Source organism: Petrimonas sulfuriphila (assembly GCA_038561985.1).
GTDB classification, from domain to species: Bacteria; Bacteroidota; Bacteroidia; order Bacteroidales; family Dysgonomonadaceae; genus Petrimonas; species Petrimonas sulfuriphila.
This window is the reverse complement of sequence record CP073276.1, coordinates 444,688-461,051: the sequence shown is the minus strand read 5'-3', so window position 1 is coordinate 461,051 and position 16,364 is coordinate 444,688. Positions and strand designations below refer to the sequence as shown.

Below are 16,364 nucleotides of genomic sequence, written 5' to 3'. Positions count from 1 at the left end.
GTTGTTGATCACCACCTCCCAATCGATTAACAAGGGCTGGCCCTCTGTTCCTTTCAGCAAACAAATAAAAATTATTCATTAAAAAAACTCTTCTTATGATAAAAAAGACTTTTGAACTTATCAATAAGTTTCAACCGTTGCCCGTACAAATCCCCATTGACAAGTGTAAGCTGGAAGAAGTGGTTAAAACGCTCTTTTCGCAAATGTTCCCTGTCTGCGAACGGATTGATATGGGTGACATTCATGAAAAGCTAAAGGATTGCGCCCGGGAATTGAGTGTAAACATTGCCCGCTTGAAGGATCAGCAGTTTGCAGACGAAGCTGTGTATAAATTCTTCAGCCGGTTTCCTGAAATTCAGGATCTTTTGTACGAAGATGCAAAATGCTACCTCAAAAATGATCCGGCAGCCAAGTCACTCGAAGAAGTAATCATCACTTATCCCGGTTTCTTTGCACTGAGTGTCTACCGGATGGCGCACGAACTGCATGTGTTGGGTGTACCTCTTATCCCGCGCCTTTTTGGTGAATATGCTCACTCAAAAGTCGGAATCGATATCCATCCCGCTGCTAAAATCGGCAAGAATTTATTTTTGGATCATGGCACGGGGATTGTGATTGGTGAGACTGCCGAAATAGGCGACAACGTGAAAATCTATCAGGGCGTAACGCTGGGAGCGCTCTACGTGGAAAAAAAACTGTCGGATGTAAAACGGCATCCCACAGTGGAAGACAATGTGGTTATTTATGCCAATGCTACCCTTTTGGGAGGAGAGACGGTTATCGGGCACGACTCAACCATTGGTGGCGGTGCGTGGTTGACACAAAGCGTTATCCCCTATTCGCTGGTTTACAACTCGGTGGATGTTAAGATCAGAACGGTAAAAAACTTTGTTCAGCCTCTTGACTTTATCATTTAAACAAAAACATATAAGGTATTCATAACATTTTAAAATTAACAACAATGAGATTTAACAACATTCTGGAATCAATCGGGAATACACCTCACGTACGTTTGAGCAAGTTGTTCCCCCATCACGAAGTATGGATTAAACTGGAAAGACAAAATCCAGTAGGGAGTATCAAAGATCGTATTGCTCTGGCAATGATTGAAGATGCGGAGAAAAAAGGGATCTTGAAGCCCGGAGGAACCATTATAGAACCCACATCGGGAAATACCGGTGTAGGGCTTTCTTTTGTCGGTGCCTACAAAGGGTATAAGGTCATTATCGTGATGCCCGAATCCATGTCGGTTGAACGACGTCGCCTGATCGGGCTTTTTGGCTCGGAACTGGTGTTGACACCCCGGGAGAAAGGGATGAAAGGTGCCATTGAGAAAGCCCTGGAGCTTCAATCCGGAATTCCGGGATCCTGGATCCCACAACAGTTTCAAAACCAAGCCAATGTAACGGTTCATGCAGAGAAGACGGCAAAAGAGGTACTCAATGATTTTCCCGAAGGGTTTGATTACCTGATTACGGGGGTAGGTACCGGTGGCCACATTACAGGAGTGGGGAGAGAGCTAAAAAAGAAGTTTCCTTCCATTCAGGTCATTGCCGTTGAGCCGGCGGCTTCTCCCGTTATTTCCGGCGATAGTCCCGGCCCGCATACCATTCAAGGCATCGGAGCTGGCTTTATCCCCGACACGTTGGACCTGAACGTGCTCGACAGTGTCATCAAAGTATCCAACGAAGACGCCTTTATATACGCCCGTAGGCTAGCACGAGAGGAGAGTATTCTCGGAGGGATCTCCACCGGTGCGGCTATTGCTGCCGTGGCGCAGAAAGTGTCGCAACTGACCGAGAAAAAGCGGATATTGACGTTCAATTACGATACGGGAGAACGGTACTTGTCAGTGGATGGATTGTATTAGCGCAATCGCTGCCTCAACGGTTTTTACATTCCGGATGATTACCGATCGTTTTTTGCCGGCTTCCCGTAGCTGGCAGTCCCGCGGATGAGTCTGGATAAAGTTTAGCAGTTTGTCGAAAGCCGTTGAGCGGTAATAAGGCGATTCGGTATCGGAGATAAGGAAGAGGGTCATTCGGCCGGTCTTCAGGAAAATCTTTTCGATACCTAGTGATTTAGCAAGCCGGCGAAGCCGCACGATACGGATAAGCTCTTTTCCTTGTGCGGGGATTTTACCAAAACGGTCTTCCAGCCGTTGGGTAAAATCCATGATTTGTGTCTCGGATTCCATGTTGTCCAACTCGCGGTACATGGCTACCCGTTCGGCATCGTTGGGGATATAGGCTACCGGAAACATCAGCTCCAGGTCACTCTCTACGGTCACGTCGTCGACAAAATCCTCTTCCCTTTCGGCCTTCAGTTCCTGTTGTTCGCGATAGAGTTCGGTAAACTCCTCCTTGCGCAATTCCTGTACGGCTTCTGCCAGGATCTTCTGGTACGTCTCGTAGCCCAGGTCGGCAATAAATCCGCTTTGTTCTGCACCCAACAGGTTACCGGCACCCCGGATATCCAGGTCCTGCATCGCGATGTGAATGCCGCTGCCCAGCTCGGAGAAATTCTCAATAGCCTGTAACCTTCGCCGGGAATCGGTGCTGAGTGTGTAGAGCGGTGGAGCCATCAGGTAACAGAACGCTTTGCGATTACTCCTTCCCACGCGTCCGCGAAGTTGGTGGAGGTCGCTCAGCCCAAAGTTTTGAGCGTTGATAACGATAATAGTGTTCACGTTGGGCATATCAATTCCCGATTCGATAATGGTGGTTGCCAGCAGCACATCGTACTCGTGATTCAGAAAATCGGCAATAATGGCTTCCAGTTTTTTCGGATCCATCTGTCCGTGAGCTACCGCAATACGGATGTCTTTGACCTCGCGCCTGAGCAGCGCTTCCATTTCGTAAATGTTCTGTATGCGGTTGTTGACGATAAAAACCTGCCCGTTCCGGCTCACCTCGTAGTTGATGGCCTCTTTCATCACCTCCACGTCGAACGTGTGAACCTCCGTTTGTACAGGATAACGGTTGGGGGGAGGCGTGTTTATGGTGGAAAAATCGCGAGACCCCATCAGCGAAAACTGCAACGTTCTGGGAATAGGGGTAGCGGTCATCGTGAGCGTGTCGATATTGCTTTTCAGCTGTTTCAGTTTCTCTTTGGTGGATACGCCGAACTTTTGTTCTTCATCTATAATCAACAGGCCCAGGTCGTTGAACTGAATGTCTTTGCCTACCAACCGGTGAGTGCCGATGATGATGTCTATCTTGCCTTCTTTCAACTCGGAGAGGATTTGTTTTTGTTCTTTCGCCGAGCGGGCGCGGCTCAGGTAATCCACTTTTACGGGAAGATCGGACAATCTTCCGCTGAATGTCTTGTAATGCTGGGTGGCCAGCACGGTGGTCGGTACCAAAACGGCCGTTTGTTTGCCATCGGTGGCCGCTTTGAAAGCCGCACGTACGGCTACTTCCGTCTTGCCGAAGCCCACGTCGCCGCATACCAACCTGTCCATCGGATGGTCACTTTCCATATCCAGCTTGATTTCTTGCGTGGCTTTTAGCTGATCGGGCGTATCTTCATACATGAACGAAGCTTCCAGTTCAGTTTGCAGGTAGGTGTCTTTTGAATAGGAGAATCCCTTTTCGTTCTGTCGCTGGGCGTATAACTTTATAAGGTCGCGGGCGATATCCTTTATTTTTGTTTTAGTTCTTTCCTTAGTCCTTTCCCACGCACCGGAGCCTAATTTGTTGAGTTGCGGAGACTCTCCTTCTTTGCCTTTGTATTTGGATATCTTATGAAGGGAATGGATGGAAACGAATACCGAATCGTTGTTCAGGTAGGTTAGCTTGATCACCTCCTGCACCGTTTCTCCGATACGAAGGCGGACCAGTCCCGCAAATTTTCCGATTCCGTGATCCAGGTGAACCACAAAGTCGCCTTGTTGAAGCTGGTTAAGCTCCTTTAATGTGAGTGCAATCTTTCCGGAGCGGGCCTTCTCGGATTTCAGGTTGTATTTGTGGAACCGGTTGAAAATCTGATGATCCGTAAAGCAGCAGATTTTCAGCGATTCGTCCGAAAACCCTTCGTGCAATGTTTTGTTTACAGGCGTGAACGGAATATCGTCGCCCCTGTCGTGGAAGATGGTGTTCAGACGCTGGTGCTGTTTTTCACTGTCGCTGAGGATGTAAAGGGTATAGTTGTTTTGCAGGAACTGGTTGAGCGAGTCCGAAATCAAATCAAAATTCTTTTGAAACAACGGTTGTGGAGTTGTTTGAAACTGCAAGATGGCATCTGGGGTGTCCGTCAGTTTCGTATCGAACCGCAGGTGTGTGAACGGTTCAATAGATGACAGGAACTCTTCTTTCGTGAGCAGGTCGGCTTTAACCAGTTCCTCGTTACTGATGTCAATGCTCAGCTCATCGTTGCAGATACTTTCAACGCGGCTTTCTATCCAGCGGATATCTTCAATCGCGATAATCGTCTCCCGGGGAACAGAGTCAAAAAGCGATGCGTTTTTGTGCTTGCTTTTACCGAATTCAGGGACGATACGGATTTCGACGAACTTCTCTACAGAAAGTTGGCTTTCAACTTCAAAGCTGCGAATGGTTTCCACCTCGTCTCCAAAGAAATCGATACGGTAAGGCAATTCGTTCGAAAAGGAAAAGACGTCCAATATACTTCCGCGAGTGGCATACTGTCCGGGTTCGTAAACGTAATCCACAGCGGTGAAACCGTAAGAGTCCAGTACTTCCGATACAAAACCGGAATCCACCTGCTCACCCACCGACAACCTCAGGGTGTTTTGCTGAAGTGTTGCCTGAGAAACCGTTTTTTCTGCCAGCGCATCGGGGTAAGATACGATGAACAACGAAGAGTCGTTGTTTTGTAAACGACTCAACACTTCGGTGCGGAGAATTTCGTTTGCCGGATCCATCTGTCCGTACTTGGCAGCACGTTTGTAAGCCGAAGGAAAGAAAAGGATGTCTTTCGTTCCCAGGATCTGTGTAACGTCGTGATAAAAATATCCTGCCGTTTCCAGGTCATTGAGGATAAAAAGAAAGGTCCGCGGTTGTTTGTTATAAAGCGTTGCCGAGAAAAGTGCACGCGAAGAACCGTGCAAACCTTTCACTAAAAGTGTTTTTACCTCTTTCAGCAATTTGTTTGCGGCCGCTACGTTGGGGTGAACCTCAAGGATCCGGAGCAATTGAGAGATGTCTGATACCATCGTTTATAAATTCGGGGCAAAGGTACAAAGAAATTACGATTTTAGATTTACGGATTGTGCCTGTGATTATGATATTTTTAAGACTTCCCTTTTCGCTTTTTCACTTTAAATCTGTATCTTTGTCTTTCAAATTACAGTTCTTTTATATGCAAATGGATGCAAAGCATACTCCCGACTACATCTTCGAAGCAAGTTGGGAAGTGTGTAACAAAGTTGGCGGTATCTACACCGTTTTATCAACGAAGGCAAATTCACTACAAAAATTATACAAAGACAAGGTTTTTTTTATCGGCCCCGATGTTTTACAACCATCGGATAATCCCTGGTTCCTGGAAGAAAAGGAACTTTACGCCGATTGGAGAAACTTTGCACGGATAAACCAGAACCTCGAGATACGTGCTGGAAGGTGGAATGTACCTGGAAATCCCATCGTTTTTCTGATTAAGTTTGACCGGTTTTTTGAACAAAAGAACAGCATCTATTCAGAGATGTGGCTCGATTTTGGGGTAGACTCCATGTATGCCTACGGAGATTACGACGAGTCATCGATGTTCGCCTATGCTTCGGGGGTGGTTATAGAAAGTTTCTATCGGTTTCACCGTTTGGAGGCGTGCCATGTCATTGCGCACTTCGATGAGTGGCAGTTAGGTATGGGAGCCTTGTACATCAAGAAATATGTTCCGAAAATTGCCACAGTTTTCACCACCCACGCCACGGGAGTAGGACGCTCTATTGCCGGAAACGGGCTCCCGCTCTACAATCACCTGAAAAATTATAACGGCGATCAGATGGCGCGCCAACTGAATATGGTGGCCAAGCATTCCATTGAGAAAAGGGCGGCACAAAGTGTGGATTGTTTCACTACGGTAAGTGATATTACGGCACAAGAGTGTTCGCAGTTTCTTCAGCGTCAGCCTGATGTGGTGACTCCCAACGGATTTGAGAAAGACTTTATCCCCAACGGATTGAACTATAGGCGTACCCGAAAAAAGGCGCGTGAAACGTTGCTGAGTGTTGCGGAGAAACTATTGGGGCATTTTGTTCATCCCGATGCACTACTGGTAGGAATTAGCGGAAGGTATGAATACAAGAACAAAGGTATCGATGTTTTTATCGATGCGTTGGACACGTTGCGCAAGATGCCTCAATTGTCCAAAGATGTGATTGCATTCATTATGATCCCTGCTTGGATAAAGGGTCCCAGGGAAGATTGGCAATCGGCACTTTATACAACTCATCAGCTGCAGGATATCGAAAACGACAAGATTGTAAATTACCTGAAATACCTTGGATTTAGCAATTCAGAGCAGGAGAGGGTAAAAGTAATTTTTGTTCCGTCTTACCTGAACGGATTCGACGGTATCTTCAATACGGATTATTACAACCTGTTAATTGGCCTGGATGTTTCTGTTTTTCCGTCCTATTACGAACCGTGGGGGTACACACCGCACGAGAGCGTTGCCTTTTCCATTCCTACCATCACGACAACGCTGGCGGGTTTTGGTGTTTGGGCAAAGAAAAATGGAGATACAGAGAAAGGTTTATCCGATGGGGTACAGGTCATTTACCGGGACGACAGCAACTATAAAGAGGTGGCAGAGGAGATTGCAGCCACCCTATACGACTTTACACTCAAAAGTATAGATCAGGTGAATGTGTTGAAAAAAATGGCTGCGGAACTTTCCGACAGGGCAGATTGGGCACATTTCATCACCTATTATCAGGAAGCTTATCGCAAAGCATTGCACAACTCTTTTATACGGTTATCGAAACCGGCAAGATACAAAGCCGATTAAATGCTTATATTTGCGGAAAAGAACAAAGAATAAAGAGCGAAAACTGTTAGACGATTGGGTAGTTAGATGGTCAGACTATCTTGACGTTTAAAAGTGTAGTGGTCTGAAATTCTGATGATTTGAATTCAGACCAAAATCAACATTAAAAAATCAACATTTAAACGATAAAAAATGATTATTAAAGCGAGTTATTCAAACACTCCGGTATGGCATGATGTGCACGTACATTCAATTTTGCCGGAAGAGTTAAGGCCGTTGGAAGAAATCGCCCATAACCTTTGGTGGGTTTGGAGCGAGGAGGCAAAAGAAATTTTTGAATTGCTGGATTATGAGGAATACGAAAAGTGTGGTAAAAATCCGGTAGCGTTACTTCAAAACTTGCGTACTGAAAAAACGGAGGAAATTATGAAAAATGCCGATCTGATGGCTAGAATAGGTCGGTTACATCAATCATACAAAAACTATATAGGTACTCCTTTCGATGCAGATCGGCCCAGTATTGCTTATTTCAGCATGGAATACGGCCTGTCGCACGCTTTAAAGATATACTCCGGCGGGCTCGGCGTTCTGGCCGGTGATTACCTGAAAGAAGCAAGCGACAGCCGGGTTGATATGACTGCTGTCGGGTTCCTGTACCGCCACGGATATTTCACCCAAACCCTTTCCGTGGACGGGCAGCAAATTGCCAACTACGAAGCCCAAAACTTTGGTTCCTTACCCATAACCCAGGTACTGGATGAACATAACAAGCCTGTTGTTCTCGAAGTACCTTTCCACGACAGAACCATATATTCAAATATCTGGAAAGTATCGGTAGGGCGTATTCAGTTGTATCTGATGGATACAGATCTTGAACATAACAGCGAATATGACCGGTCCATTACCCACCAACTTTACGGAGGGGATTGGGAAAACCGCATGAAACAGGAATATTTGCTTGGCGTAGGAGGAATATTGCTTCTGAAAAGGCTAGGTATCCGGAAAGATGTGTATCACATGAACGAGGGGCATGCAGCCCTTATCAGTGCTAAGCGGTTACGCGATTATGTGCAAGAAGAAAAACTGTCGTTCAACGAAGCGTTGGAGGTTGTACGTGCATCCACCCTTTATACGGTACACACCCCTGTTCCTGCCGGTCATGATTATTTTGAGGAGTCGCTTATCCGGAAATACATGGAACCTTTGGTCAACAAGATAGGTATCCCCTGGTATCAGTTTATGGATATGGGACGTGATAATCCGGGTACAAACGAAAAGTTCTCGATGAGTGTTTTTGCGTTGAACACCGCACAGGAATCAAACGGAGTAAGTAAACTTCACGGCCTGGTTTCTCAGGAGATGTTTCAGCCGGTCTGGAAGGGTTATTTTCCACAGGAACTCCATGTGGGCTATGTTACCAACGGTGTCCACCTGCCGACCTGGGCAACTTCATCGGTAAAGAGGATTTACGAGAATAACCTGGGCGAAGATTTTTACCAGGATCAGTCTAATCCCGAGATATGGAAAAAGGTGTATGATATCAGTGATGAGGAGATTTGGGGATTACGCATGCACTTGAAGGAGAAGCTTGTCGATTACATCAAGAGTGAGTTTGTTGATGGGTGGTTAAAAAATCAGGCTGCCCCCACCCGGATCATTTCGATGCTCGATGAAATCAGGCCGGGTTCTCTGATCATAGGATTTTCGCGCCGTTTCGCTACCTATAAACGGGCTCATTTATTGTTTTCAGATTTAGACCGTCTGGCAAAAATACTGAACAATCCCGAGCGCCCGGTTACGTTTATTTTTGCCGGCAAAGCGCATCCTGCAGATGGTGGTGGACAATCGCTCATCAAGCACATTGTGGAAATATCGCGCCGCCCCGAATTTTTAGGAAAAATAATTTTCCTCGAGAACTACGACATGCGTTTAGCTAAACGTTTGGTTTCGGGCGTTGATATCTGGCTGAACACCCCTACGCGTTTACAGGAAGCTTCGGGCACATCGGGTGAAAAAGCCATTATGAACGGCGTGTTAAACCTTTCTGTATTGGATGGCTGGTGGTACGAGGGGTATGTCGAAGGGGCCGGTTGGGCGTTAACCGCAAAACGGACTTACGAAAATCAGGCTTTCCAGGATGAACTGGATGCATCGACTCTTTACACCATGCTTGAGTCGGAGATCATTCCGCTTTATTATGCGCACAACAGCAACGGATATTCGCCTCAGTGGGTGAAGTTCGTGAAGAAATCGATTGCAGAAATAGCTCCGCATTACACGACCAAACGGATGATGGACGACTACTTCGACCGTTTTTATATGAAGCTGGCACAACGATCGAAAAAGCTTGCCGAAAATAATTATGCGAAAGCTAAGGAAATCGTTCGTTGGAAAGAAGATACCGCATCTAAATGGGACAAGATCGAAGTAATTAAACTGGAGTTTGAGCCGGTACAGGAAGTAGATATAAATAACGGAAAAAACAAGATTTACGGCGAAGTGGTTATCGACAAGAAAGATATTGCTGCCGAGTTGGGGCTGGAGTGCGTGGTGGTTGACTACGACTCAACTGCCAATAAAGTTGAATTTGTTGAAAAATACGAGTTCAACTTGTTGAAAACGGAAGGTTCCCGGCTTTTTTTCCAAACCAGAGAAGCGCTAAACGACCCAGGCACACACCAATATGCTTTGCGTATTTATCCGAAAAATCCGGATCTGCCGCACCGCATGGATTTTGCTTACGTGAAGTGGATCAGTTAAAAACGCACTTTCCGATGAGCAGTATTTTAAGAAAATGCTTGTTTTGTTGTGCAAATTATGTATATGTGATACCGCTTTGGGCGTTCGGGTTGAATTATTAGATTGGCGCCAACGTATCACTTTAGGGAAAGTATTGCCTGCCGCACCGCATGGACTTTGCTTTTTTTTTGAGACAGCCTCTTTTTGCATAGACTTCCATCGGTTTGTTGTTTCGGTTCCAGAGGTATTCCATCGTTACCGGCGGAATGGTTGAGAAGGTTTGTGCAAGCACGTTTTATTCGCATCGAACAGTTCAAAACTCTGCTTTTTGCAGTAGTTCTCTTGCATGGTGTGGTTATCCCGGGTTTTGGTTTCCGCTTTTTGCGCTTGCATTGGTCTACATGGATGTTTGGAAAGGAGTGTTGTTTCAAGAGTCAACTTTTTTCAGGTAAAAGTATACTATTGAAAATTCAGCATTTTTTTTCAACCATACAAATAAGTTTCGTGATAGTGTATGATATTGCAATTTGTACCGGATCTTCAAGTTTAACTTTTTAGCTATATAAAATTAATACTTCGTTAAAACTTCATTTATAATGCTGACAGTCAACAATTTATATCAGGCCCTCTAAAAGTGCCATACTCTATTGATATTCAGTGAATTACAAGAACTATTTAAAAAAATTACCGAAGTATTATAAAATTAAAATTGAAAAATAAATGAACGAGTCTCCTCCAATAAGTCTTTTTTCTTAAAAATTTCACAATATGATCATTGATATTCAATAAGTTGCAAACCGATAAAATTGGGTTTTGAGGTTTTCGGAGAGGACTCATGAATAGTTTAATAAAGACTTCCCGATTGAAATTTCTTCAATCGGGAAGTTGTATATAATGATTTACGTCGGTAACGCTTGAGATAGGTTGACCCTTTTATTGTTCAACTGTGCTATCCCGGGGATCAAAGACAAAAGTCATTTTATTACCTGAGCCAAATAGTTGTTTAGCCAGATTATGTATCCTTGCTGCATTAACCTCATCCAACAATTCAGAATCATTAGTATCCAGAAATTCTTCATTTAATATTGATTGGGTAATGATGGTAGACCAGGGAATAATCTTATTATTATTCAGGGCTTTTTCCCGATATTTCTTTACTTCATCAATCTCTTTTATGGTAGGTCCATCCTTTGCTAATAGATCTGCTTCATGCTGTACAACTTTCAATAATTCAGGAATCATTGAAGAATTAGTCTCAAATTCAATCTTTACAACAAGTTGCGATTGAGGGTGTCTGATGAGTGATGCGGATACAGCGACATGATAGGTGCCTCCTCTGTCCTCGCGAATGCTTTGATAACATCTTCTGGATAATATATCACGTAAAAACAGCGTGTTTGCATAATTTGTTGAGCTATATTCAATATCTGTATGGTAAGTGATAGATACTGAAGCCTTCGATGTTATTGTGTTTTTCGCATTATAAAAAAGTTCTACTTTTCCTCTGTTTAATTCAGGATCTTTGTATTCCAAAATTTTTTCTTGTGCGTGGTGATTGACAGCAATAGAGGCTAAATATTTTTCTATTAAAGGGACAGCATCTTTAACAGGCATAGGGCCGGTAAATATGAATGTAAACTCAGCTGGATTACAAAAATGACGCTTATAAAGTTTATTTAATTTTTCCGTATTAATTGACTGAATATATAGAGTATCGAAGTTAGTTTTAAGAGGATCGGAAGAGTAGGTAAGTCTCTTAACTGAATCCTCAAATAGTTTTGTTTCATTTTTTTCTTCTCCGATAGTCTTTAAAAATAGTTGTTGGAACTTACTGAGCTCTGTTTGGTCTGCAGAAACGTCAGTGAAATGGGAGTAGAGCAGTTTAAAGAAATTTTCACTTTTTTGCGGATAAAAATCCCCTGAATAGTTATCTGTTCTTCTGTTGACTGACTGGCTTAATCTGATGCTATTGGTATGTTTCCATTCACTCAATTCATTCCAGTTTAAGTTGGCTACATTATAGTACCTCATGTAATTTTTCAGAATCATAATCTCCTCTATGGAGTGAGGACGAGCATAACCTCCCGGAGTAAAGGCTGATAGCCTAACTTTTTTACCGTTTCCGTACGATTCTTTCCATATGACCCTTGCTCCATTTTCAAGCTTGATCTCAGTGGTTGAATCAAGTGGTACTTTATATTTAATGCCAAAGTCAGCTGCACTTATCTGGCGGAAACCTGAAATTCTACCTGGATTTATTGGTACTGAGAGAGCAAGTTCTTTTTTGATCACAGGGTTATATTGTTCTAGAGCTTTATTTTGGACTGATTTAACGAGCCCTAACACCTCAGTGGCTGAAGGAAGTGATTCTTTGTCACTTTCCGGTGCAGCAAAGATTATTATCCTGTTGTTTTCATTTAAAAAGACTTCAATGTTGTCATTAATATCTGAAATTTTCATTTTGTCTAACATTGAGTATGTCAGATCCATTAATTCTGTATGATTCACAAGTGCCTTGTTCCGTGTAAAGTTTTCTACTGCAATATTAACAAAATCTTTGTTGGCCGGTTTTTGCACTTGATTAGATTGTTTTTTTCTGATGTTTGCTCTTACAATATTTTTAGCATTATCCAATTCTAATCTTGTCATTCCATGTTGCCTTATACGTTCAACTTCTTCTAAAACACCATTGAGAGCTGTGTATAGATCTTTCCCGTGTGCAGGCATAGCAGTTGCAGTAAAAGTTTTACATGTATAATCAATTTCACCGAATACCGGAACGATTACGCGAAAATCAGCACCGGTCTTTTTGGCTCTTTCCGTACATCTTGATTTAAACATCTCTAAAAATAGTTCTTCCACAAGCTTATCGTATACAAATGCATGTGTTTGCCTTTCGGCAACAGAGCGATGCGGTATTTTTACAGTCATCCTTACTGAGCTCGCTTTTGTTTCAGGATCAGTGAAAAATCCAACAATGGGCTCCTTGTTATCGGGAACCGTATAATATATCTTCTTCGTTTCATTTTCAGGATTTGGGATTGTGGAAAACCTCTCTATGATTTTTTTTTCGATCTCTACGGCATTAATATCTCCTACAACAATTACTGCTTGCAGGTTAGGCCTGTACCATTTATGATAGAAGTCGATTAAATCTTGATGGTCAAAGTTTTCTATCACTTCAGCTAATCCTATAGGGGTCCTTTCGGCAAAACGTGAGTTGGTACGTTGAATTTTTGATATGGTCTGCATTGTTCTTGTCAGCGGGTTGTCACCTCTTCGCATTTCTTCACGAACTACTCCTCGCTCACTTTCAATCTCTTCAGGCAGACAGTTGATGTAGTGTGACCAGTCGTGCAGTGCCAATAAAGCAGTATCAACCACTGAACTCCTGGTTACAGGTACTTCCGATATATTGTATACAGTACGGCTCATGGAAGTGTATGCATTTACATTTACCCCAAATCGTACGCCTATACTTTCGAAATAGTTGAGCAATTGCTTACCGGGAAAATGTTTTGTACCGTTAAAAGCCATATGTTCTAAAAAATGGGCCAATCCGCGCTGGTTTTCCTCTTCCTGCAGAGAACCTACATTGTGGACAATAAAAAAATCAGCTCTGTTTTCACTTAATTTGCTCTCTCTGATATAATAGGTAAGTCCATTTTCTAGCCGACCTGTAATAAATTCTTTATCGACAGGCAATGCTTCTGATATATCGAACGATTGTGCAGCTAAGAATGCAACCTGAACGAGCAATCCAATTATAAGAAACGTTTTCTTATTCATATTATACTTGTTAATAATGTAGTATTTCCAGTAATTTATTTATTTTCGATATTAAAACCCAGCGTAAAAGCAAGATAAGGCCGGTTCTCGTAAATCCAGTTTTTTCTGTCTTTACCCAGTAAATTATCCATTCCTATAGCAATACCTGCCTTTAGGTTGTTGTAACCCATATAGACGGCAATTCCTTTTTGTAACACTACCCCGTCGTACTCATCATCTATAGCATGATCTGTGGTGGTTGGGGATATAAAAGTGTTCCCTATTCCCATAAACAGGCCGTAAAAGAATTCGTAGTTGGAGATATTTCTTACATATAAGCCAGACTTGTGGTTTAAATAATCAATATTATATCTGTTTTTCAAATATCCGGCACAAATTGAACCGTTAAAATCGCAATTTAGCTGATGAGAAACTTCCTTTACAGCAGGTCTTAATTTAAGCGGGAGAATAATGAAATTCATTTTAAAGGCATTTTCATGGAAAGTTATTCGCGGCAAAATGTTTTTTTCGCATAAAATTAATGGGTAGATTTCTACTGTCGAACTATCAAAATCACATGTGAAGTTCTTGCTGTTTATCCGGAATATTTCCACTTGATCTTCATCACCCTTAACAAACAGATCTTTCGAATCAGTCCTTCCGGCCTGTTTGAAAAATCTGTTGTTAATTTTTCGGGTTGATGTGTTTTTCAATGTCCAACATCCCGGTAATACAATTAGTGCAGCAAGAAGAAAGAAGGGAAACAATCTTAGACACATATTACAACTATTGATACTTGCTATTTGGCTGCTATTTCATCCAAAAGATATCCAACATCAGTACAATTGTCGATATACCAAAGTACATACCGGATATCAACCGAAACACAGTTTGTCATCTCATCCTGATAGTAATACTTTGAAGCCAAGGACTCTTTGTTTCCGTCGAATGCCAATCCTATCAGCTCGCCTTTCCCGTTCATGACAGGGCTTCCCGAATTGCCGCCCGTAATGTCATTGTTTGTAAGGAAGTTTACATGCAATTTTCCATCCTTTCCATATTTTCCCCATTCTCCTCTTTTAATTATATTGAGAATATTTTCAGGATATGCAAAGTCATAATCATAAGGATTATACTTGTCAATAATGCCTTGCGTGGTTGATATATAGTTGTAATTGATTGCATCAGATGGTTGCATTTTGCACACATTTCCATAAGTAAGTCTCATGGTAAAATTGGCATCCGGATATTGTAATATACCTGCACTTTTTTTCTTGTTGTACAATGCTTTTTCATAAAGACCGTCCATTTTGTACAATGACACTTTACCCTTTAATATCTGTGTTTCATCTTTGCGTAAATCAGATATTTTTATATCTCTAGCCAACTTAACTGCTGGATCTTCCATGAAGAGCTTAATGTTGTTTTTTTCTTTCGCTGCCTCTTTAAATCTATTGGGATCCAGCATAACAGAATTATCGAATATCTCACTTGTCATTGCTGCGTAATTGTCTTCGAACTTTCCTGTCAGATACTTTATAAATGGCCCCCAATATTTTTCAGGTACGTTTTCGATAAATAGTCTCAGTTGATACTCCATAAGCTCTTTTTCTACTCGGGCATCATATTCAGTAAATAATTTTTCAACCCTTTTTACGAATGAGTCATACGATTGATTGTCGTCAGGTTTTAAAGAGTTTACCCTGTTCCCCAGTGCAATAAATCCCTTCCCTGAAACGAGCGATTGGCGGTAGTATGTCATATATTTTTCGATTTCTTCCACATCTTTGTATCCTCTTTCCATCATCGACAGGAGTGAGGCGTCATTTTTCCAGTATTTGTTTTCTTCCTGCCTTTTTTTCTCTACAACATCAAATCTTCGTGTGCAAGCAACCTCACCTGCCAGGGATTCCTGTACGTTGCTTAAACCAAAAAATATATTTGAATATTTCTTGCGTATTTCGGAATCTCTGTTCATCCATTTTCTGATAATTTCCATTTTTGTCCCCATAGATTCCACCATTATAGGCCCAATTATTCTTTCATTCATATCTACTTTGAAAGAGGAACTGTATCTGTCGGTTCTCCCCGGAAAGCCAATTATCATAGCAAAGTCGTTCTCCTGAACACCATCCAGTGAAATCTTCAGAATTTTTTTGGGTTTAATTGGAATGTTTTCATCTGAGTAAGCTGCAGGTCTTCCATTTTTATCTCCATATATACGATACAGTGCGAAATCACATTTATGTTGAGGCCATTCCCAATTATCAACATCGCCTCCAAACGCTGCGACCTGAACAGGGGGGGCGCCAACAAACCTTATGTCGGTATAGGTATCATAATAATACATATAATACTTGTTGCCATTCCACATGGAAGAGCACGAGGCTTCGTATCCGCTTTGCTGCTTGTGTTTATTTTCGATAATACTAAATACACGTCGCGAACCGCTTGGCTGTTTTATTTTCTGTAAAGAATCTCTGACATGGTTCACTTCGTTTGTGCAATCTACCACTTTTCTTAGGAAATAGATGGTTTTCCCTTTTACAGGTATCTCCTCGGAGCTGTTTTTTGCCCAGTATCCATTCTCCAGCAGGTTGTTTTCAGGGGTACTTAGATTGAAAATATCATCATAAGCACAATGATGATTTGTTATTAAGAGTCCTTTATTGGAGATCATACTGCCGGTGCAACCAAAATCTAATGAAACAACGGCATCTTTCAGAGAAGCTTCATTTTCACTGTATATAACTTCTGACCCAATTTCCAATCCCCTGGTTTCCATGCGCTTTTGCAGTTCATTATTCAGAGCTTGTATCAGCCACATGCCTTCGTCTGCCTTTACTGTGTTTGCACTTATACCTATTAAAATTATCAAGATGATGATATATTTTCTCATATCAGAT

The 16,364-nt window shown here is 42.4% G+C and carries 8 protein-coding genes; 4 read left to right on the top strand and 4 right to left on the bottom strand.

Annotated features, from left to right (window positions below; translation table 11 throughout):
• The first annotated feature begins 95 nt into the window (after window positions 1-95).
• Both KCV26_01790 and cysK read left to right on the top strand, forming a co-directional pair.
• Window positions 96-917, top strand: coding sequence for a serine acetyltransferase (locus tag KCV26_01790; GenBank protein WZX37148.1), 822 nt, complete (start codon window positions 96-98; stop codon window positions 915-917).
• A gap of 44 nt (window positions 918-961) precedes the next feature.
• Window positions 962-1,870, top strand: coding sequence for a cysteine synthase A (cysK, locus tag KCV26_01785; GenBank protein ID WZX37147.1), 909 nt, complete (start codon window positions 962-964; stop codon window positions 1,868-1,870).
• Here cysK and mfd read toward each other — a convergent pair.
• On the bottom strand, window positions 1,850-5,176 hold the full coding sequence (mfd, locus tag KCV26_01780; GenBank protein WZX37146.1) for a transcription-repair coupling factor: 3,327 nt from the start codon (window positions 5,174-5,176) through the stop codon (window positions 1,850-1,852). The two genes, cysK and mfd, sit on opposite strands and share 21 nt — an antisense overlap.
• Before the next feature lie 146 nt (window positions 5,177-5,322).
• Between mfd and KCV26_01775 the strand changes: the two genes are divergently transcribed.
• Window positions 5,323-6,972 (top strand): glycogen/starch synthase, encoded by a 1,650-nt coding sequence (locus KCV26_01775; protein ID WZX37145.1) that lies wholly within the window; start codon window positions 5,323-5,325, stop codon window positions 6,970-6,972.
• Window positions 6,973-7,143: 171 nt separating this feature from the next.
• Window positions 7,144-9,711, top strand: a complete 2,568-nt coding sequence (gene glgP, locus KCV26_01770) for an alpha-glucan family phosphorylase (protein ID WZX37144.1) — start codon at window positions 7,144-7,146, stop codon at window positions 9,709-9,711.
• A gap of 912 nt (window positions 9,712-10,623) precedes the next feature.
• Here glgP and KCV26_01765 read toward each other — a convergent pair.
• From KCV26_01765 to KCV26_01755, 3 genes are all read right to left on the bottom strand, one after another.
• Complete coding sequence (locus KCV26_01765) at window positions 10,624-13,479, bottom strand: insulinase family protein (GenBank protein ID WZX37143.1); 2,856 nt, start codon at window positions 13,477-13,479, stop codon at window positions 10,624-10,626.
• Window positions 13,480-13,514: 35 nt separating this feature from the next.
• The gene (locus KCV26_01760; protein ID WZX37142.1) at window positions 13,515-13,940 is read right to left on the bottom strand and encodes a hypothetical protein; all 426 of its coding nucleotides are present in this window, start codon (window positions 13,938-13,940) and stop codon (window positions 13,515-13,517) included.
• A 317-nt stretch (window positions 13,941-14,257) separates the two neighbouring features.
• Window positions 14,258-16,357, bottom strand: coding sequence for a S46 family peptidase (locus KCV26_01755; protein WZX37141.1), 2,100 nt, complete (start codon window positions 16,355-16,357; stop codon window positions 14,258-14,260).
• Between the last annotated feature and the right edge of the window lie 7 nt (window positions 16,358-16,364).

Bases quoted from the DNA above. Each gene is read 5' to 3' on its own strand.
- KCV26_01760 (WZX37142.1), bottom strand. From the start codon at position 13,940: ATGAATTTCATTATTCTCCCGCTTAAATTAAGACCTGCTGTAAAGGAA.
- KCV26_01755 (WZX37141.1), bottom strand. From the start codon at position 16,357: ATGAGAAAATATATCATCATCTTGATAATTTTAATAGGTATAAGTGCA.
- glgP (WZX37144.1), top strand. From the start codon at position 7,144: ATGATTATTAAAGCGAGTTATTCAAACACTCCGGTATGGCATGATGTG.
- KCV26_01765 (WZX37143.1), bottom strand. From the start codon at position 13,479: ATGAATAAGAAAACGTTTCTTATAATTGGATTGCTCGTTCAGGTTGCA.
- mfd (WZX37146.1), bottom strand. From the start codon at position 5,176: ATGGTATCAGACATCTCTCAATTGCTCCGGATCCTTGAGGTTCACCCC.
- cysK (WZX37147.1), top strand. From the start codon at position 962: ATGAGATTTAACAACATTCTGGAATCAATCGGGAATACACCTCACGTA.
- KCV26_01775 (WZX37145.1), top strand. From the start codon at position 5,323: ATGCAAATGGATGCAAAGCATACTCCCGACTACATCTTCGAAGCAAGT.
- KCV26_01790 (WZX37148.1), top strand. From the start codon at position 96: ATGATAAAAAAGACTTTTGAACTTATCAATAAGTTTCAACCGTTGCCC.